General features: G+C 68.5%; 22 protein-coding genes. 11 read left to right on the forward strand and 11 right to left on the reverse strand.

Annotated features, from left to right (window positions below):
• Positions 1 to 49 precede the first annotated feature (49 nt).
• Complete coding sequence (locus SK803_RS42290) at positions 50 to 1,309, reverse strand: extracellular solute-binding protein (RefSeq protein WP_319971861.1); 1,260 nt, start codon at positions 1,307 to 1,309, stop codon at positions 50 to 52.
• Positions 1,310 to 1,531: 222 nt separating this feature from the next.
• Here SK803_RS42290 and SK803_RS42295 point away from each other — a divergent pair, with 222 nt between their 5' ends.
• From SK803_RS42295 to SK803_RS42310, 4 genes are all read left to right on the forward strand, one after another.
• A complete protein-coding gene (locus SK803_RS42295; protein ID WP_319971862.1) occupies positions 1,532 to 2,569 on the forward strand; it encodes a LacI family DNA-binding transcriptional regulator in 1,038 nt (345 codons plus the stop codon).
• Between the two features lie 134 nt (positions 2,570 to 2,703).
• Positions 2,704 to 3,807 carry a LacI family DNA-binding transcriptional regulator gene (locus SK803_RS42300; protein ID WP_319971863.1) on the forward strand — a complete coding sequence of 368 codons (1,104 nt, stop codon included), beginning with the start codon at positions 2,704 to 2,706 and terminating at the stop codon, positions 3,805 to 3,807.
• Positions 3,808 to 3,861: 54 nt separating this feature from the next.
• Positions 3,862 to 5,421: a response regulator transcription factor gene (locus SK803_RS42305; RefSeq protein ID WP_319971864.1), complete on the forward strand. Its 1,560-nt coding sequence runs from the start codon at positions 3,862 to 3,864 to the stop codon at positions 5,419 to 5,421.
• Between the two features lie 100 nt (positions 5,422 to 5,521).
• Positions 5,522 to 6,133, forward strand: coding sequence for a class I SAM-dependent methyltransferase (locus SK803_RS42310; protein ID WP_319971865.1), 612 nt, complete (start codon positions 5,522 to 5,524; stop codon positions 6,131 to 6,133).
• Here the strand turns inward: SK803_RS42310 and SK803_RS42315 are convergent, their stop codons facing one another.
• Entirely contained in the window at positions 6,134 to 6,805 is a 672-nt protein-coding gene (locus SK803_RS42315) for a hypothetical protein (RefSeq protein WP_319971866.1), read from the reverse strand.
• A gap of 151 nt (positions 6,806 to 6,956) precedes the next feature.
• Between SK803_RS42315 and SK803_RS42320 the strand changes: the two genes are divergently transcribed.
• The 3 genes from SK803_RS42320 (at position 6,957) to SK803_RS42330 (ending at position 8,925) form a co-directional block, all read left to right on the forward strand.
• Positions 6,957 to 7,469, forward strand: coding sequence for a beta-class carbonic anhydrase (locus SK803_RS42320; protein WP_319971867.1), 513 nt, complete (start codon positions 6,957 to 6,959; stop codon positions 7,467 to 7,469).
• 77 nt (positions 7,470 to 7,546) lie between these two features.
• Positions 7,547 to 8,416 (forward strand): A/G-specific adenine glycosylase, encoded by an 870-nt coding sequence (locus SK803_RS42325; RefSeq protein WP_319971868.1) that lies wholly within the window; start codon positions 7,547 to 7,549, stop codon positions 8,414 to 8,416.
• Positions 8,416 to 8,925, forward strand: a complete 510-nt coding sequence (locus SK803_RS42330; RefSeq protein ID WP_319971869.1) for a 2'-5' RNA ligase family protein — start codon at positions 8,416 to 8,418, stop codon at positions 8,923 to 8,925. The genes SK803_RS42325 and SK803_RS42330 overlap by 1 nt, the downstream gene beginning before the upstream one ends.
• Here the strand turns inward: SK803_RS42330 and SK803_RS42335 are convergent.
• Positions 8,874 to 9,638 (reverse strand): alpha/beta fold hydrolase, encoded by a 765-nt coding sequence (locus SK803_RS42335; RefSeq protein ID WP_319971870.1) that lies wholly within the window; start codon positions 9,636 to 9,638, stop codon positions 8,874 to 8,876. The two genes, SK803_RS42330 and SK803_RS42335, sit on opposite strands and share 52 nt — an antisense overlap.
• Between SK803_RS42335 and SK803_RS42340 the strand changes: the two genes are divergently transcribed.
• On the forward strand, positions 9,637 to 11,091 hold the full coding sequence (locus SK803_RS42340) for a M1 family metallopeptidase (protein ID WP_319971871.1): 1,455 nt from the start codon (positions 9,637 to 9,639) through the stop codon (positions 11,089 to 11,091). The genes SK803_RS42335 and SK803_RS42340 overlap by 2 nt on opposite strands.
• On the opposite strand, the gene SK803_RS42345 is transcribed toward SK803_RS42340, so the two are convergent.
• A complete protein-coding gene (locus tag SK803_RS42345; RefSeq protein ID WP_319971872.1) occupies positions 11,088 to 11,576 on the reverse strand; it encodes an AAA family ATPase in 489 nt (162 codons plus the stop codon). The genes SK803_RS42340 and SK803_RS42345 overlap by 4 nt on opposite strands.
• A 78-nt stretch (positions 11,577 to 11,654) precedes the next feature.
• On the opposite strand from SK803_RS42345, the gene SK803_RS42350 reads away from it, so the two are divergent.
• Both SK803_RS42350 and SK803_RS42355 read left to right on the forward strand, forming a co-directional pair.
• Positions 11,655 to 11,966, forward strand: a complete 312-nt coding sequence (locus SK803_RS42350; RefSeq protein ID WP_319971873.1) for an antibiotic biosynthesis monooxygenase family protein — start codon at positions 11,655 to 11,657, stop codon at positions 11,964 to 11,966.
• Positions 11,963 to 12,766: an SIR2 family NAD-dependent protein deacylase gene (locus SK803_RS42355; RefSeq protein WP_319971874.1), complete on the forward strand. Its 804-nt coding sequence runs from the start codon at positions 11,963 to 11,965 to the stop codon at positions 12,764 to 12,766. The genes SK803_RS42350 and SK803_RS42355 overlap by 4 nt, the downstream gene beginning before the upstream one ends.
• Here the strand turns inward: SK803_RS42355 and SK803_RS42360 are convergent.
• Both SK803_RS42360 and SK803_RS42365 read right to left on the reverse strand, forming a co-directional pair.
• Positions 12,738 to 13,760 carry an endonuclease/exonuclease/phosphatase family protein gene (locus SK803_RS42360; protein WP_319971875.1) on the reverse strand — a complete coding sequence of 341 codons (1,023 nt, stop codon included), beginning with the start codon at positions 13,758 to 13,760 and terminating at the stop codon, positions 12,738 to 12,740. The genes SK803_RS42355 and SK803_RS42360 overlap by 29 nt on opposite strands.
• Before the next feature lie 45 nt (positions 13,761 to 13,805).
• Positions 13,806 to 14,663 (reverse strand): hypothetical protein, encoded by an 858-nt coding sequence (locus tag SK803_RS42365; protein WP_319971876.1) that lies wholly within the window; start codon positions 14,661 to 14,663, stop codon positions 13,806 to 13,808.
• A 175-nt stretch (positions 14,664 to 14,838) separates the two neighbouring features.
• On the opposite strand from SK803_RS42365, the gene SK803_RS42370 reads away from it, so the two are divergent.
• Complete coding sequence (locus tag SK803_RS42370; protein ID WP_319971877.1) at positions 14,839 to 14,970, forward strand: hypothetical protein; 132 nt, start codon at positions 14,839 to 14,841, stop codon at positions 14,968 to 14,970.
• A gap of 13 nt (positions 14,971 to 14,983) precedes the next feature.
• Here the strand turns inward: SK803_RS42370 and SK803_RS42375 are convergent, their stop codons facing one another.
• From SK803_RS42375 to SK803_RS42395, 5 genes are all read right to left on the reverse strand, one after another.
• Complete coding sequence (locus SK803_RS42375) at positions 14,984 to 15,823, reverse strand: hypothetical protein (protein ID WP_319971878.1); 840 nt, start codon at positions 15,821 to 15,823, stop codon at positions 14,984 to 14,986.
• 2 nt (positions 15,824 to 15,825) lie between these two features.
• Positions 15,826 to 16,953, reverse strand: coding sequence for a WXG100 family type VII secretion target (locus SK803_RS42380; RefSeq protein WP_319971879.1), 1,128 nt, complete (start codon positions 16,951 to 16,953; stop codon positions 15,826 to 15,828).
• Between the two features lie 7 nt (positions 16,954 to 16,960).
• Positions 16,961 to 17,275: a type VII secretion target gene (locus tag SK803_RS42385; RefSeq protein ID WP_319971880.1), complete on the reverse strand. Its 315-nt coding sequence runs from the start codon at positions 17,273 to 17,275 to the stop codon at positions 16,961 to 16,963.
• The gene (locus tag SK803_RS42390; protein ID WP_406601665.1) at positions 17,272 to 17,877 is read right to left on the reverse strand and encodes a YbaB/EbfC family nucleoid-associated protein; all 606 of its coding nucleotides are present in this window, start codon (positions 17,875 to 17,877) and stop codon (positions 17,272 to 17,274) included. Before SK803_RS42390 ends, SK803_RS42385 begins: the two co-directional genes overlap by 4 nt.
• Positions 17,878 to 18,063: 186 nt before the next feature.
• Entirely contained in the window at positions 18,064 to 18,567 is a 504-nt protein-coding gene (locus tag SK803_RS42395; RefSeq protein WP_319971882.1) for a hypothetical protein, read from the reverse strand.
• Positions 18,568 to 18,660: the final 93 nt, after the last annotated feature.

Genomic DNA, 18,660 nt, shown 5'->3' on the forward strand with positions numbered 1-18,660 from the left:
AACCTCAGGCGAGTGGCCGGGGACGTCGCCCCCGGCCACTCAGCACCAATCAGCCGATCGAGTACTCGGGAACGACGGTGTCCTTGTAGGCCTTGGCGACCTCGTCCAGTGCCGCCTTCGGCTCCTTCTTGCCGGCGAGCACGTCGGCGTACGCGATCTTCAGCGGGTCGAACAGCTGACCGCCCTCAGGGATCCAGGCGCGCTCGTGCGCGGTCTTGGTGACCGGCTCGAACGCGGCGACGACGGCGTTGGCCTTGACGTCGGCGTTCTGGTAGGCCGACTTGCGGGTCGGCAGCAGGCCCAGGTCCTTGGCGATCGCGGCCTGCGACTCGACCGACGCCATGCACTGGATGAACTTGATCGACGACTGCTTCGCCTTGGTGCCCTGGCGGATCACGTAGTCGTGGCCGCCGACCGGCGCGCTGCCCTTGCCGGCGGAGGGACCGGGCACCGGTGCGATGCCCAGGTTCGCCTTGTCGGTGAACGCGGTGCCCTTGAGGTAGTCGGCGACCGACCACGGACCGTTGATCACCATCGCGGTGTCACCGCTGGAGAACGCGGCCTGCATCGTGGTGTAGGAGTTCGTCGCGTCCAGGGACGTGAACGCGGCCTTGGCGTCCAGCAGGCCCTTCGCGGTCTGCAGCGCCTTCACGTTCTTGTCCGAGTTGACCACGATCTTCTTCGCCGAGGCGTCGACCAGGTCGCCGCCCTCGCCGTAGATGAACGGCAGCGCGTAGTACGCGTCGTTGTTGAGGAAGATCGCCTTCTCGCCGCCCAGCTTGGCAGCGGCGGCCTTGACCTCGTCCCACGTCTTCGGCGGCTCGACGCCCGCGTCGGCGAGCTTCTTCTTGTTGTAGAACAGCGCCAGCGAGTCGGTCACCTGCGGCACGGCCCAGCTCTTGCCCTCGAACTTCGTCGAGCCCAGCGCGGCCTCCACGAAGTCGGAGGTGTCCTTGGCCAGGTCGGTGTCCGTCAGGTCGGCGACGTAGCCGAGCTTGGCGAGCGCGGGCACCCACGCGACCTCTGCGCGGAAGACGTCGGGGCCCTGGCCACCCTGCGCGGCGGTCTTGTAGTTCGCGAAGGCGGTGTCGAACGCCTGCGTCTCAACCTTGACCTTGTAGCCGTCCTTGGTGGCGCAGCCTTCCGCGATCTTCTTGAACACGGGGCTCTCGTTGGGGCCACTGGTGTCCCAGAAGGTCACTTCGCCCGAGTCGGATCCGCTGTTGCTGCTCGATCCACCGCCTCCGCAGGCGGTGAGCACGAGGGCGACACCCGTCGCCATGGCGGTCACGAGGGTTGTCCGTCGCATCGTTGCTGCCGTTCCCTCCAGCTGGGCCTCATCTCCCAGTGAGATGAGGGGTCTTGCAAGTTTTTGCGAAGATGTTGCGGGCGATTTCACTACCAGAACCATGGTCAGGTCAAGACGTCGACCGTAACCAAGCCGTAACGGCGTTGTCTTGCAAACGCTCGTTGCAAAATTTTTCTGTTCGCGGCAAGCTTGCGCGCAACCGTGCTTGACCAGGGAGGCAACGTGTCCGGACTGTCCGAGATCGCCAGGGCAGCCGGGGTGTCCATCTCGACCGTGAGCCGTGTCCTCAACAGGCGCGCAGGTGTGAACGAGGAGACCCGGCAGCGGGTGCTGTCGGTGCTCGCGGAGATGCCTTACACCCCACGCGGGCTCGGTGCGTTGCAGCGCACCGGCGTGATCGGCCTGCTCGTGCCGGAGCTCTCGAACCCGGTCTTCCCCGCGTTCGCCGAAGCACTGGAGACGCGGGCCGCGCGCCTCGGCTACTCGTCACTGCTGTGCAACACCCGCAGCGGCGCCCCGATGGGCGAGGAGGAGTACGTCCGGATGCTCCTGGCTCGCGGAGTCGAGGGCATGGTGTTCGTGTCACCGGAGATCACCAACGTCGAGGTGCCGCTCGGTCAGGCGCCGCAGCCGAGCTACTACGCGAAGCTCGTCGCGGACGGCGTCCACATGGTCTTCCTGAACGGTGCCACGCCCGCGCTGGACGTGCCCGACGTGACGGTGGACGAGCAGCTCGCGGGCTACATGGCCACCAAGCACCTGATCGAACTGGGCCACGAGCGGATCGGGTTCGTCTCGGGTCCGGCGCGGTCCCTCCCCTCACGGCTGAAGCGCGCCGGCTGGGCCGCGGCGCTCGAGGAGAACCATCTGCCGGCGGGTTCGGAGTACGTCGCGCACGGACCGTTCAGCGCGGAAGGCGGCGGCTTGGCGGTGGCGCAGCTGCTCGACACCGTGACGCCGACGGCGGTGATCTGCTCGTCCGACCACATGGCGCTCGGCGTGATGCGTGAGGCACACCAACGAGGGATCTCGATACCGGACGAGCTGTCCGTCGTCGGGTTTGACGACATCCCGCTGGCGGCCTACTCGTCGCCCGCTTTGACGACGCTCGCGCAGCCGATCGAGGAGATGGCGGCCGCGGCGATCGACGAGCTCGTGCTGCGTCTGGATCCGGATCGCCGCAGGCAGGGCACCGACAACTACACCCGCGTCTTCCGGCCGCGACTGGTCGCGAGGGAATCGTCTGCGCCCCCGAAATGAGATGACCGATTGCCCATATTGGTCTGGACCAACTTCTGAACAAGGCAGATGGGTCAACCAGCGCGGATGCGTCATTTGAGGGACGCAGGTCACCCTGACTTCACGAATTGGTTCTGAACCGTTACGGTCCTTTCATGGCGCGGTCGATGCATGTGCGACGTCCGGCAACGTTGGCCTCTCTGGCCGCTGAGCTGGGCGTTTCCCGGACAACGGTGTCCAACGCGTACAACCGGCCCGACCAGCTCTCGCCCGAGCTGCGTCGGCGGGTGTTGGACACGGCCCGAAGGCTGGGTTACCCCGGCCCGGATCCTGTGGCGCGCTCGTTGCGCACGCGCAAGGCCGGTGCGGTGGGCCTGTTGCTCACCGAGAACCTCTCCTACGCGTTCCGCGACCCGGCGGCGATCGGCTTCCTCGAGGGCCTCGCGCTGGCGTGCGAGGACGCGGGAACCGGTCTGCTGCTGGTGCCCGCCAATCCCGAACGTGAGGACGTCGCGTCCGTCCACCGCGCAGGTGTCGACGGCTTCGTCGTCTACTCGGTGCCGGACGACGACCCGCACCTGGCCGCGGTCCTGGAGCGCCCGGTGCCCACCGTGGTCTGCGACCAGCCGGACCTCGGCACGGTCGACCGGGTCGGCATCGACGACCGCGGCGCGATGTACGAGCTCGCGAAGCACCTGATCGGGCTGGGCCACCGTCGCGTCGGCGTCGTGTGCATGCGCCTCGCGCGTGACCGCAACGACGGCTTCGTGACCCCGGACCGCCAGCACGCCGCGCACTTCCACGTCCAGCGCAACCGCCTGTCCGGCCTGGCGGAGGCGTTCAGCGAGGCCGGCGTCGACTGGTCGCAGGTGCCCGTGGTCGAGCGCTTCGACCACAACATGGCCTCCGGCGCGTCCGGTGCCGCCCAGGTGCTCGACAAGGACCCGCAGATCACCGCGTTGATCTGCACCTCGGACGTGCTGGCGCTCGGCGCGATGACCGAGGCGGCCCGGCGTGGCCTGCGCGTGCCGCACGACATCACGGTGACCGGGTTCGACGGCATCCGCGCCGGCGAGGAGGCCGGGCTCACGACGGTCCGTCAGCCGGTGCTGGAGAAGGGCCGGGCGGCGGGCAAGCTGCTGCTCGACGCGAACGAGCGGACCCGGCCGCGGTCGGTGAACCTCGCGACCGAGCTGATCATCGGCAAGACGTCCGGTCCGCCGCGCGGTGGTGCGGAGGAGCGTTGGTTCGGTCCGTGAGGACTGGACGAACAAGTCCGGCGTTCTGCCGGGTACGCGCGTACCGTTCCCGGAATGGCGGGTGAGGACTGGCCGGCCACGTACCGCTCCTTGTCCGGCGCCGAGCAGGCAGACGGCCTCGTGCGGTTCGCCGAGGCCGCGTTCCTCGTGGGCGAGGACGAGCAGAGCGTCGCCGCGTGGAGTCGCGCCTTCCAGCTCACCGCCGACGACCCGCCGCGCGCCGTCCGGTGCGCGTTCTGGCTCGCGTTCGGACTGATCAACAGGTGCGAGTTCGCGCGCGGCGGTGGGTGGACCGACCGGGCGCGGCGGTTGCTGAACGAACGCGAGTGCGTCGAGCAGGGTTATCTGCGGTACCTGACCGGCCTGCGGCACGTGCTGCAGGGCGAGGTGGTGGCCGGGCACGACGGCTTCACGCAGGCGGCCAAGATCGGCGAGCGGTTCGGTTCCGTCGAGCTGACGACGCTGGCGCGTGTCGGCCAGGGGCGCTGCCTGATCTACCTCGGCGACGTCGCCGAAGGGGTGGCGTTGCTCGACGAGGCGATGGCCGCGGTCACGTCGGGCGAGATCTCGCCACTCGCGGTCGGCGACCTGTACTGCACGGTGATCGAGGGCTGCGTGGAGCTGTTCGACCTCGGCCGGGCGCGCGAGTGGACGGCGGATCTCAGCCGGTGGTGCGACGGCCAGCAGGGGCTGGTGCTGTACCGCGGGCAGTGTCTCGTGCACCGCGCCGAACTCCTGCGGCTGCAGGGCGAGTGGTCGGCCGCGGCCGACGAACTCGCGTGTGCGCGGGAGCGGTTCGCCCCCGCTGCCGGGCCGATGACCCTCGCGGCCGCCTGCTACGAGCAGGGTGAGCTGCGCCGGTTCACCGGACGGTTCACCGAGGCCGAGCGGTCCTACCAGGAGGCCGCCTCGCACGGGCGCGATCCCCAGCCCGGCTTGGCGTTGCTGCGGCTCGTCCAGGGCAGGGCCGATGCGGCGCACGGTGGCATCCGCAGGGCACTCGACGAGGCGGAGGAGCCGCTGCGCCGGTGCGCGCTGCTGCCCGCGTTCGTCGAGATCTCCTTGGCGTGCGGTGACATCGCGGCCGCGCGGGCCGGTGCGGAGGAGTTGTCCGGGCACGCCGTGCGGCTCGCCGCACCGCTGCCGCGGGCACGGGCCGACCACGCTCTCGGCACGGTGCTCCTCGCCGAGAACGACCCGGCCGCGGCACTGACCGCGCTGCGCCCTGCGGCCGCCCGGCTGCTCGAACTGGGTGCCCGCCACGAGAACGCCCGCGTCCGCGTCCACATCGGACTCGCCTGCCGGGCGCTGGGCGACGCCGACGGTGCCGCAGTGGAGTGGCAGGCGGCCCGCTCGATGTTCCGCACGCTGCGCGCCGTGCCCGACCTGGGGTGGCTCGACCGCGTCGACACCGAGGACACCGGGGTGCTCACCGCACGCGAACGCGAGGTGCTCGCCCTGGTCGCGGCGGGCCGCAGCAACCGCACGATCGCGGCGGACCTGGTCATCAGCGAGAAGACCGTGGCCAGCCACGTCAGCCACATCCTCACCAAGCTCGACCTGCCCAGCAGGGCCGCCGCCACGGCCTACGCCTACGAGAACGGCCTCGTCTGAAGTACTGACGCCCGGCAGTGCCCACCTCCGCAGTTCTCCCGATGTGGTGGCGCGTCTCGGACTCCTACCGTCGGCGCACCCGCTTCGTCAGGAGGGCGCCATGCACTACCAACTGGCCTACTCGATCGGTTTTCACCCGTGGGAGGACGCGGCGACCGACCAGCCGTTCGTCGACAAGATCTCCGAGCTCTTCGACCGTGAGGAAGCGGGACGGGAGCGTCCGTTCGGCCCGGCGCTCGACCTCGGCACCGGCAGCGGCATCTGGGCGGTGGAGCTGGCGAAGCGCGGCTGGCAGGTCACCGGTGTCGACATCGTCGACAAGGCCCTGCGCCGCGCCAGGGACCGCGTGGCCGAGGCAGGCGTCGACGTCCGGCTCGTCCACGGCGACGTGACCGATCTGCGTGCCGCGGACGTCGGCTCCGGCTACCGGCTGATCGTCGACTCCGGCACGTTCCACGACTTCGACACCGAACGGCAGCGCGCGATGGGCCGCGAGGTGACGGCCGTGGCCGCCGCCGACGCGACCCTGCTCCTGATCGCCTGGCCCCGCCGCAGGAGGCCGCTGATCCGCGGCGCCGACCGCGAGGAGATCGAGCTGGCCTTCCCGGACTGGACGATCACCGGTGTCGAGCAGTCGCACTTCACCCTGCCCAAGCTGATGGAGGCGGTCCTGCGGCCCGACGAGCAGTGGTACCGCCTGCGTCGGCGCTAGCTAGTACTCCAGCCTGAACACCACGGGTGAGCTGGCCTTCCCGGCCAGCTTGGCCACCAGCAGGTAGTCGCCGGCCCCGAGCCGGGTGTGCGCACCGCACCCCGGCTTCGAGGTGGAGCCCGCCCACTTCGTGCCGTAGTTGAAGACCTCTTTGGGCTGCATGACCCGCACCTCGGAACCCGCCGTCGACAGGCAGTGGTTGCTGGACCACAGCACCGTCGCGCCGTCGGCGGTCAGCACGGTGAGCTCGCGGTGCTGGCGCCCGATGTCCTTGATGCACGGCACCGGCCCGTTGTTGGCCACGTCCATCGACAGTTCCGGCTGGTCACCGATGGTGTAGAAGGGCTTGTTCGCCTTCGCCATCACCCCGATCACGTCGTCCGGGCAGGGCTGCGGCGGTCCGGGAGGCGGAGGCGGCGGGGCAGGCGGTGTGGTCGCGGTCGGCGAGGGTGCCGTCGTCGACGAGGACGGAGACGCCGTCTCGGACATGCTCGGCGGCGGGTTCGAGGACGACGCCGCGGCCGCGTTGGTGGGCTGGGCCTGGTGGTCGTCCGAGCCGAACATCCCGACGATCCAGATCACGAGCAGCAGTGTGACCAGTGCGGCCCCGATCGCGGCGAGGCGGCGGCGCCAGTACACCGTGGACGGCAGGGGTCCTGTGGGCTCGGTCACGGCCCGAACGTAGCCCGACCAGGTGGAATCCAGTGGTAGGCGAGCATCGCTCGATCCGGTGAACGTGATATTGGCCGGAAACCCCTTGTGAACGTGCGCTAACACCAGTTCCAATCGCCTGAGGGGTCCGCCGGTAGGCCATGGAGGTGTCATGACCGCGATCGACGAACTGCTCAAGCGGAACTACGAACTCGGGAACGTGGTTCCCGGAGACCGTTCGTCCGCGAAGCCGTCCCTGCAGGTGGCGATTCTGACCTGCATGGACTCGCGCATCCGGGTGTTCGAGATCTTCGGCTTGAAGCAGGGTGAGGCGCACGTGCTGCGCAACGCGGGTGGTGTCGTCACCGACGACGCGATCCGATCGCTCGCTTTGAGCCAACGCAAGCTGGGCACGCGCGAGGTCCTGCTCGTGCACCACACGAACTGCGGTCTCGAGATGGTGACCGAGGACGACTTCAAGGACGAGCTGGAGGCCGACACCGGCCTGCGGCCGACCTGGGCCGTCGAGGCGTTCAAGGTGGTCGAGCAGAGCGTCCGCGGATCGATGGCCCGGCTGCGCCGCAGCCCGTTCATCCCGCACACGGACAAGATCCGCGGGTTCGTGTACGACGTGCACTCCGGTGAGCTGCGCGAGGTCGACGCGGCGGACGCCAAGGCCGCCTGATTCTTCCGCACGCGGGGCGCTTTCGTACTACATGAGAGTACGAAAGCGCCCCGCGTGCGTTTGCGACAATGGCGGCGATGAATCACGAGTTGCTTCTGGGCTGGTGGGACACCGCGGCCCGCGACCTGCCGTGGCGCCGTCCCGAGTGCACGGCCTGGGGTGTGCTGGTCAGCGAGATTATGCTGCAGCAGACCCCGGTGGCCCGCGTCGAACCGATCTGGCACGAGTGGCTGGCGCGCTGGCCGGTGCCGTCCGCGATGGCCGCCGCCTCCCAGGGCGAGGTGCTCCGCATGTGGGGCAAGCTCGGCTACCCGCGCCGCGCGTTGCGTCTCCACGAGGCCGCCACGGCCATCGCGCGCGACCACGGCGATGTGGTGCCCTCGGACGTCGAGACGTTGGAATCGCTGCCCGGCATCGGCAGCTACACGGCTCGTGCGGTGGCCACGTTCGCGTACGGGCAGAAGTGCGCTGTCGTCGACACGAACGTCCGGCGCGTGGTGGCTCGCGCGGTCCACGGTGCCGGTGACGCCGGGCCGCCGTCGACCAAGCGCGATCTCCGGGACGTCGAGGCGATCCTGCCCGAGGCTCAGGACGACGCCGCCGTGTTCTCGGCGGCGTTGATGGAGCTCGGGGCGTTGATCTGCACGGCCAAGAACCAGAAGTGCGCGGACTGCCCGCTCTACACCGAGTGCGCGTGGCAGCAGGCGGGCCGACCGGCCTACGCGGGGCCGGCGAAGAAGGTGCAGCAGTTCGCGGGCACCGATCGGCAGGTGCGGGGCAAGCTGCTGGACGTGCTGCGGGGTGCGCCCGGACCGGTGCCGAAGATCCAGCTCGACGTGGTCTGGCACGACGTGACGCAGCGCGAGAAGTGCCTGGTCTCGCTGCTGGACGACGGCCTGCTCGAGCAGACGCACGACGGCCTCTTCGCACTACCTGGAGAGCACTGATGCACGCGCTGGTGGCGTTCTTCGACGATGAAGCGGACAAGAAGGTCCGTGACCTGCAACGACGCGTCGGCACGAAGCACGACTACCCGCCACACCTCACCTACGCCGTGGCGAGCACCATCGGCCCCAAGGTCCGCAAGGAGCTGCGCGAGGACCTGGAACGGCTGTGGCTGCCGGACCTCTACCTGCACACGCTCAGCACGTTCTCGACCTCCGAGAACGTGCTGATGCTGGGCGCCGTGGTCGACACCGAACTGCTCGCGGTCCACTCCGCCATCCACGACGTGCTGGCGAGCAAGGTCAAGAACCCGAGCGCCTACTACCTGCCGGGCAACTGGGTGCCGCACTGCACGCTCGCCCACGACATCGACGACGAGGCGATGAAGGCCGCATTCGCCGCGGTGTTCCCAGTCGAGCCGATCCGCGCGAAGGTCCGCGAGGTGTCGGTCGTCGACACTCAGACCGGCGAGATCGACGTGCTCAAGAAGGCCTCCACAGCGCCCCGGTAGACCCACGGCGCGCTGGCGTGCACGACGTGCCCGGCTTCGGGCACGTAGAGGTACTGGCCCTTCGAACGCCGCGCCGCCTCCTCCATCTGCCCTGGTAGCTGGCCGCCCTTGCCTGCCTCGATGACCAGCGACGGGCACTTCACCTGGTCGATGAGGTCCCAGTACGCCCGCGTGCCCCACTCGGCCGCGATCTCGTAGAGGTCGTCCATCGAGGCGATCAGGTGCCAGCCGTCCTCGCGTTCCTCGAAGTACTCGACGAACAGCGGCGTGCCGAAGAACGACGTCACGTGCGAGATCGACTGGAACGGCACCGGCCACGCGTCGAAGAACCACTTCCACTCGTCGATCGTCTTGCCCCTGTTGTCCGGGGCGAAGTCCTCGACCACAATCGCGCGCACCAGGTCCGGACGGGTCGCCGCGAGACACCACGCGTGCAGCCCGCCCATGGAGTGCCCGATCACCACAGCGGGCCCGAGGTCCAGGTCCTCGACGGCCTTCGCGGCGTCGGCGACGAAGTCCTCGGTGCGAAACGGTCCCCGCTGCGGGTTTCTGCCGTGCCCGCGCTGGTCGATCCCCACGACACGGCCGAAGGGTGTGAGCCACTGCGCGACCGGCCACCAGGCGGTGGCCCTGCTCATCAGGCCGTGCAGGAGCAGTACGCCTTGTCCCGTTCCGCCGAACTCCACCACCGACACAGGGATGATTAAACGCATGAAGGCTCGTCCGTACCTGATCGCCCTGGTGTTGATCGTGCTCGTCGCCGGTCTGCTCGTCGTGTTCCGCACGCCGGGCGGCGACCCCGCGAAGCAGCAACGCCAGGAGACGTCACCGGAGGCCGCGGTGGAGGCCGGTGCGGGCGCGGGCGACGCCTACTACCCGACGGACGGCAACAGCGGTTACGACGTCACCCTCTACGACCTCGCGATCACCTACGACCCGTCGTCGAAGCAGCTGCAGGGCGTCGCGACGATCACCGCGAACGCCACCGCGGACCTGTCGAGGTTCAACCTCGACCTGGAGGGCCTGAAGGTCAGCGAGGTGAAGGTGGGCGGCCGGCCCGCGAAATTCGCGCAGGAGGGCGACCACGAGCTGGTGATCACACCGTCCGCGCCGCTCGCGAAGGCCAAGCCGTTCACCACGGTCGTCACCTACGGCGGCGAGCCCAAAACCGTCGAAGACGCCTCGCTGGGCCGCAGCGGCTGGCAGATCTCGTCGACCGGCGGAGCGTTCGCCGCAGGTCAGCCGCACTCCGCGACGTCGTGGTTCCCGGCCAACGACACCCCGCGCGACAAGGCGGCGATGAAGCTCGCGGCCCGCGTCCCGGACGGCTGGACGGCGGTCTCCAACGGCCTCGAAGGCCCCGTGACGCGCGCCGACGGCTGGACGACGTTCAACTGGGTGGAGGACACGCCGCTCGCGACCTACCTGGTCACCGTGGCCATCGACAAGTTCGAGGTCGTCCGCTCGAAGCTGCCCAACGGCACGCCGATCCTCGACGCGTACGCCCCCGGCACGTCCGGGCAGAAGAAGCCGCTGCAGGCGCAGATGCCGGAGGTCATCGCGTACCTGGAGACGAAGTTCGGCCCCTACCCGCAGCGCGCGGCCGGCAGCATCTGGGTCGCCGACCAGATCGGGTTCTCGCTGGAGACCCAGACCAGGCCGATCTACGCGTCGTGGGCGGACCTGGAAACGGTCGTGCACGAGAACGCCCACCAGTGGTTCGGCGACTCGGTGACGATCGAGAACTGGGCCGACATCTGCCTGAACGAGTGCCTGGCGTCCTACTCGCAGTGGCTGTGGCTGGAGAAGGACGGCACGGACCTCGACAAGCGCTACCGCGACCGCGTGGAGGAGCTGCGCAACCGGTCGTCGTTCTGGGCGCCGAAGCTCTACGACATGGGCAAGGGCAACGAGTTCCGCGGCGTCTACGACAAGGGCATCATGGCGATGCACGCGCTGCGCAAGCAGGTCGGCGACGACGTGTTCTTCAAGGCCCTGCAAACGTGGACGACCGAACACCGCGACGGAAACGCCTCCTGGCCGGAGTTCGAGAACCTCTTCAAGAAGGCTTCCGGGCAGCAGCTGGACGGGTTCTTCGCCGCGTGGTTCCGCGGATCGGGCATTCCGGAAGACCAGTACCTGCTGCCTGCCGGTGTGCGCCGCTAGTGCCGTGGCCCGGCAAGCGCTGCCAGTTGGTCCACCACTTCGGTGAGTGGTTTCCGGGTGTCGATTTCGATGGTGGCCGATGATCGGAGCAGCGGCTCGATCTCGGTGGTGTCCGCCATGATCCGTTCACGTTCCTCTGCGGTTTTCCCGAAGGGGTTCGTGTCGCGGTTGGCGATGCGGTCGAGCATCACCGCCACAGGTGCGCTGAGCAGGACGATCTCGTCGAACCGTGGATAGAACCCGCCCTGGTTCCACACCGTGCCCGCGATGAACAGCGGCTCACCCGAACGCTCGTGGTCCGCGATGAGCGCGTCGATCCGGTCCTCGCGCCACTGCGGCTCCGTGCCGGTGCCATCAGGACGCGGGACGTCTTCGATCCACTCTCCGAAGTCGGTGTCCACGACCCGATGTCCCCGCTGTTCCAGCTGGCCCAGCACCGTCGACTTCCCGGTGCCGGACATGCCTGTCACCAAGATCACCGCCACGTGGGCATCGTATGGCGCGGCCACCGAGGTGCTGAACAGCGCGCCAAGGATTCGGGCCACGCCGCTAGAGTCGGTGTCATGGCAGTCGTGAAGATCAACGCGATCAAGGTCCCCGAGGGCAACGGCCCCGAGCTGGAGAAGCGCTTCGCCGCCCGCCTCGGCGCGGTCGACGACCAGCCCGGCTTCCTGGGCTTCGAGCTCCTGCGCCCGGTCGCGGGCGAGGACCGCTACTTCGTCGTGACGCACTGGGAGACCGACGAGGCCTTCGTCGCGTGGCGCGACGGGCAGGCAGGCGCCGCCGCGCACTCCGGTGAGCGCGCGAAGCCCGTGTCGTCCGGCGCCGACCTGCTCGAGTTCGAGGTCGTGCTGGGGAGCAAGCCCAAGCAGTGACGTCGCTCGACTCCTCCTACGACCAGGCAGCAGAGCTGATCGCCGGCGCGGACGGGCTGCTCGTCTGCGCCGGTGCCGGCATGGGCGTCGACTCCGGTCTGCCGGACTTCCGCGGCACCGAGGGCTTCTGGCGGGCCTACCCGCCGTACGAGCGGCTCGGGCTGAAGTTCGAGGAGATCGCCGACCCCGTGCACTTCGCCGACGATCCCGAGCTGGCGTGGGGCTTCTACGGCCACCGGCTCCACCTCTACCGGGAAACGGTGCCGCACGAGGGTTTCGCGATCCTGCGCTCGTGGGGTGCCCGCGCCTTCACGTCCAATGTGGACGGCCAGTTCCAGAAGGCAGGGTTCGCCGACGTCGCCGAGGTCCACGGTTCGATCCACCACGTCCAGTGCGTGGAACCGTGCACCGACGAGATCTGGGAGTGCGCGTTCGACGTCTCGGTGGATCCCGAGACGATGCGGGCCGTCGGCGAACTGCCCTCGTGCCGGTTCTGCGGTGGCCTCGCGCGGCCCAACATCCTGATGTTCGGCGACTGGGGCTGGGTGCCGCACCGCAGCCAGGAGCAGCTCGACGCGCTGACCGAGTGGCGCCGTTCGCACCGGAACCTGGTCGTGATCGAGATCGGTGCCGGCACCGCGGTGCCGACCGTGCGGCGTCAGGCCGAGCTGGCGAGCGCGGCGTCCGGTTCGTTGATCCGGATCAACACCCGCGAGCCGGCCGTCCGCCACGGGCGAGGCGTGTCCTTGCCGGTAGGCGCGTTGGAGGCGCTCACAGCCTTGGCACGACGAACTGCGTGACGACGGCCCGGTGATCGCTGCCGGGCACGTCGAACACGTCCAGCGTGTCGACGGGGCACCGCGTGTCCACCAGCACGTGGTCGATGGTGACCGGCGGCGGCCAGAACCCGCTGTTGCTGGGCCACGTGTGGATCAGCCCCTTGCCGACCTGGTCTGCGGCGTCCACGTACCCCTTGTTCAGCAACCGCGTGAGGCCGACGTGGTCGAGCGTCGCGTTGAAGTCACCAGCGAGAATCCTGATCGCGCCGGTCGAGTCGGGAGCAGGCAGCCCGGCGAGCTCGCGCTGCCACGCCTCCGGCCCCTCCGTGACCACCGGCGGCAACGGGTGCACCGACACGACCTCGATGTCCTTGCCCGGCAGGTCCACCAGCGCGGCGGCCTGCTGCAACGTGCCCGGCGGCGTCAGATTTCGCTGCGAGAGCCGGTACTTGGAAGCGATCCCGCTGCCGGACCCACCCGGTTCGTCGAGGTAGACGCGATCGGGCAGCAACTGGTTGAGGCCGGCCCGGTCGAGGTCGCGCACCATCTCCGGCGTGAGCTCCTGCACGGCCAGGATGTCGATCTTGCGTTCCCTGACCTCCCGGACGATGGCGTCAGCGTCCGCGATACCGGTGAGCAGGTTCACCGTCATCAGCCTGACCTGCTGCCCCACCCCGTTCGGCCGCGCGTCCGGAAACGCCCGCGGCACCACGTTGGCCACGAGCACGACCGCCACCAACGTCATCGTCAGCCCAACGACCCACCGCTTGCGCAACAGCGCGAACAACCCGATGAGCAACCCCACGACCGTGATGTAGGGAATCAACGAGGTCGTGGCGATCATGTACCGCGTGCCGTCGATGCCGAGCAGCCTGATGAACGCCGCCGTGACGAACGCCATCGCGCACACGACCAGCAAAAACGTGGCGAACCCGCTCTTGCCCGGCTTCACCTCGGTGGTGACCACGTCGTGCAGTGTGCCCGAACGCGCGTCGGTCTCCGGTGTGGTGTCCACAGCTGAAGGACGGCCGACAGCGCGCTCCCGTTGCCTGCCCCTGCCTCAGACCGCCGCCGCCGGGTGCCTCGGCCGCGCGCCGGGCATGCGGTCGAGCAGCCCGCAGATCGTGTCGACCACGACCATCAGCTGGTCCGGTTCGATGTGATCGAGCATGACGATGTACGCGAACCCGGATTCGAACGTCAGCCGCATCGAGCGCGCGAAGACCGGCAGGTCACTCTCCCGGTCGAGCAGCCAGTGCAACGCGTCGAAGTTCAGTTCGCAGCGTGCGGCGACGGGATCGCTGCCACAGGCGAAGAACTCCTTGTCCATCGGCGGAGCGATCGGCACTTGGTGCCACCCGGCGTGGTCGTTCTGCGCCGTCAACGGCGGCCGCTTGAGCAGGCCGGTCCCCTGGGCTTCGAAGTCGGACTGGGAAACGGGATTCCCACTGGTGGTGTACTTGAACGCCCGGCTGATCCGGATCGGTGCCATCCGCGCGGTGGCGACCTCGATGCGATGCTCCTGCTCCCACCGCACCCCGTACCCACTGGGGTTGGACACTCGCACGGACGCCTCGGTGACCCGGACGTGCCACGGACCTCGCTGAACGTCGAACGCCAGGTCCCACCGCGGCTTGGACCGCCGGAGCAGCTTCGCGAAGAAGCCCTCGACGTGCTCGACCACGGGCCCTTGAACCCCTGCCGACCAGGCGGTGGTGTCGCCTTCCGGACCGATCACCGTGCCACCGGTGCTTGCCGCCAGCGGTGTCAGCAAGGCGATCTGCTCGTCCAGCGACTTGCGGCGGCTGCGGAAGTGGAACCAGCGCCGCACGACGACGAACACGACGGCCATGACGACCATCGCCAGGAAGAAGGGGCTGAGCACCAGCTCCGACAGGCCTTTCAGCAATGTGTTCATGATCAGATGTCCAGGTATCCCTTGATCTGGTGTTTCGAGTAGTCGGTCCCCGTCGCGCGCGCCTCGTCGGCCTGCTGCCGGAGGGACTCGTTCCGCAGACCCTTCTCGTTGCGAGGATCGACCCGCGCCAGCGCTTCGGCCGCGAAGCCGCCGACCGCCCCTCTACCTGCACGCCATGCGCAGCGTCGCGGACTTCTTCGCCTACGCGATCTGGTTGTTCGGCTTCAACTACAAGCGGGTGCGGGAAGACGACGACCCGGACCTGGAGGAGATCGTGCTGTCCGGCTTCGCCGTCACGCCGCGCTGACCCCGGTGCTGACTCAGACCGCCGCCGCAGGGTGCCTCGGCCGCACACCCGGCATGCGGTCCAGCAGCCCGCAGATCGTGTCGACCACGCCCATCAGGTCGTCGGGGTAGATGTGGTCGTGGGCGACCAGGTAGACGAACCCGGACTCGAAGGTGAGCGACATCCTCCTGGCCCAGCCCGGCAGGCCCTGCTCGTGCTCGATGAGCCAGTGCAGCGCGTCGAAGTTCAGTTCCCTGGCCGCCGCCGCGGGATCGCTGCCGTACGCGGAGAACTCCTGATCCATGGGCGGCGCCAACGGCACGGGCAGCCACGCGGCATCGGTCTGCTTCGCGGTCTCCGGCTGGTGGCTGACGATCTGCTTCCACTCGGACTCGAGCTGGCCGGGCGACAGCGGCTGCCCGTTGTTGACGCTGTACTTGTTCGGCCGGGTGACCTTCAGCGGCGCAAGGCGAGCGGTGGCGATCTCGATGCGGTGTTCCTGCAGCCAACGAACGCCCAGACCACGGCTGTCGTACCTGATCGACGCCTCGGTCACCCTGACGTGCCACGGGCCGCGCTGGAAGTCCAGCGACAGGTCGAACTGACGCTTCGACCGGAACGCGATCGCGAACTCGTTCCAGAACGGCTTGCAGAACTCAGCCGTCCACATGGCCGCCTCGCCAGGACCGAGCACCTGTCCTCCGAGCCGCTGCGCCAACGGGGTCAGCGCGGCGATCTGCGCGTCCCGCCCCTTCCTGTGGCTGCGGAACTGGAGCCAGCGCCGCACGACCAAGAAGACGATCATGCCGCTGAGGCCGGTCAGCACAAGCGGATCGAGCAGGTAGTCGGTCACCCACAGCTTGAGAAGATCCATGATCAGAGGTCCAGATACCCTTCGATGCGCTGTTTCGAGTGATCAGTTCCGGTCTCGCGCGACTCGGCGGCCTGCTGCTTGAGGGAGGCGTTTCGCGCACCCTTCTCGTGTCCGTAGTTGATCTGAGCAAGCGCCTCGTTTCCGACAGCGTCACCCATCGACTTCCAGAAGCCCTGCTGCATCCGCTCACCGACCATGCCCTCGTGGCTGTTCATCCGGGTGACCGGGTTGCTGCGGAACGTTTCCCACTTCGTCTTGCCCCTGAGCGCGTCCGTCGCATCCTGGCTGCGGACCTTCTTGTCCGCCATGGCCTTCTTGAAACCGGCGCCGAGGTTCTTGGCCTTGGCAGCCAGGTTCCGGAGGAAGTCCATGATCTTGGTCAGCAGCTGGCGCAGCTTCGCGACGATGCGCGACACCCGGCTCGCGGTGGAGGCGATCCGGACGCCGGTCGCGGCACCCGCGGCAGCCGTCGACGCGCCGCAGCTCGGCACGGCGGCGGCCAGTGCGGGAATCCAGATCATGATCAGCCAGGTGATCAGCTCGGAGAGGATCGCCTTGATGACGTCCTCGATGATCTGCATGACCATCGACGACATCATCAGCAACTCGGCCAGCTCACCCGCCTGGCCCGCCACGCCGTCGATGCCGCTGGCGAACTCGCCCAGCTTCGTGGCGGCCGCCTCGGAGGCACTGCCGCCCCAGGTCGTCACGGTGCTCTGCAAGTCCTCGGTGAACCTCGTGCTCAGGTCGGAGATGCCCTGGGCGATCGCGCCGAAGTTCTCGCCGGCCTGCTGCAACGCCGGACCGTCGCCGCTGACGAAGTGGATCGCGTCTTCGAGCGGCTGCACGACGCTGATGAGGAAGTTCAGTCCCTGTCCGACCAACCAGCCGATCGGGTCCATCATCATGCCCTGGCCGAACTCGACGACCGACGTCACCAGCGCGCTGCCTTCGGAGGTCAGCCCCGCGACGCCGCCGGTGTCGCCCGTCTTGCCGGCGGCTTCCTTCGCCTTGACGAAGTTGCCCCAGATCGGCGCGTTCTCCTCGGCCTTCTGCCCGAGCGTCTTCTCGCCGACGGTGATCTTGACCTGCTGGTCGCCGGAGCCGGCCGTGTAGTCCTGTTCCGCCATGCCGGCCCTACCCCCTGTCGACCTGAATGCCGTCGAGGATCTTCTTCAGAGCCTCTTCCTGGTCCGCGTAGCCCTTCGCGGTGTCGCGGAACTTCTCCGCACCGGAGTCCAAACCCTCCGTCATGGCGGTGAGCGTCTCCTTGAGATCCCCGAGCATCTCCGTGTACTGCTGCTTCACGAAGATCCCGACGACACCCCACGACTTGTCGCCGACATCGGACTTGTCCACGAGACCTGAGACCTGGCCGGCGAAACCGCGGTGCTCCTGAAGCTTGTCCGCGTACTGCCGCAGCTCTTCGGGGTTGACGCTGAACCCGGTCATCGCCCGTCCTCGTCGTCGAAGAGGTTCAGGAACTTGCCGTCCTGTTTGGACGGAGCAGCGGGAGGAGGCTGTGACGAGCGCTCGGTCCACGAATTGCCGCGAAGCACGTTCTGGTCGGAGAAGTCGTCGTGCGGCTCGGGCGTCGGCCTGCGTGGCGGCGCGGGCGGCCGGGCGGGCCCGCCGGCCTGAGGCATCGGCGGCAGCGGAGGACGCGGCGGGACTGGAGCGGCGGGCGGCTGCGGCGTCGTTTCCTCAGCCCTGACGGCGCGGAGCTCCTCTTTGGACATTCCGAAGAGCTGGGCCTGGGTTTCCAGGACCTGGTCGGAGAGCTTCATGTCGTCGCCGATCGCGCCCTCGACGATCCCCGCTTGGCGGCGGGCGGCTTCGGCGACGGCCTTCTGCAGCGTGCTCATCAGTTCTGCGGCCAGTGCGTGTGGCGGACGGCGCATGGCCAGGTCGGTCAGCCTGATGTCCTTGATGCTGCCGGACGGTCCCGCCACCACCGTCACGGCGCAGTCGGCCGAGGTGGCGACCGCTTCCAGCTCGGTCAGCTGTTGCTGCATCTCGCCGACGTTGGCGAACTGCTGGTCAACGCGCTGCATCTGAGACTGGAACCGCTCGAACTGAGCGACCAGCTGCTCGAACGCCGCCGACGGCACAAGGACCTCCCCCTGAAGACTCGCCCGCACAAGATCGCGCGAGCGGGCGTCATAGTGGCAGGAGGAGATTCGGGTTCGCGGCGAAACGGACGAATCGATGTGGCTGAGTGACCCGTGCTACAGAGCGGGTCAGACGATCGCGGAGGGGTCCCTCGGCTCCACTCCGGACATGAGGTCGAGGGTCTCCACGATCATGTCGACCAGGAAGACGAGCTCGTCGGCCTGGATCTGCCCGCCGCACTCCACGCGGACGAACCCGTCTTCGAAGATCAGCTCGAAGAACTCCAGCGGGAGCCTCCGGTGCGGCACGGGAACCGTGGCGATCTCGATCCAGTGCGCGAAGATCACATTGGTGTCGCCGCGCCCCGGTCCCCTGGCGCGGGAGGTCTCGCTGACCCGGACGTGCCACGGTCCGCGCTGGAAGGCGAGGGTCAGTGCGGGCCAGCGAAGTTTCGGGGACCACGTGCTCGCCTTGTCGGGGCCCATCAGCTCGCCGCCGAGGCTTTCCGCCAGTTCGGCCAGGAGAGGGGTCTGCTCGGCCAACGCGTTCGCGCGCTGGGCGGAGGCGAAGCCCTTGCCCAGCAAGGCCATGACCGTGAATGCCACCACGACGACCACGACGATGGTGATCACGCGACCTCCGCTCTCTCCTGAGGCTTGTTCTTCCTCAACTCGTCACGAGCGCGGATTGTTGAACATGCGGACGAGAACGGCCCCCAGGCCGGA

Source organism: Lentzea miocenica (assembly GCF_033949945.1).
Taxonomy (GTDB): Bacteria; Actinomycetota; Actinomycetes; order Mycobacteriales; family Pseudonocardiaceae; genus Lentzea; species Lentzea miocenica.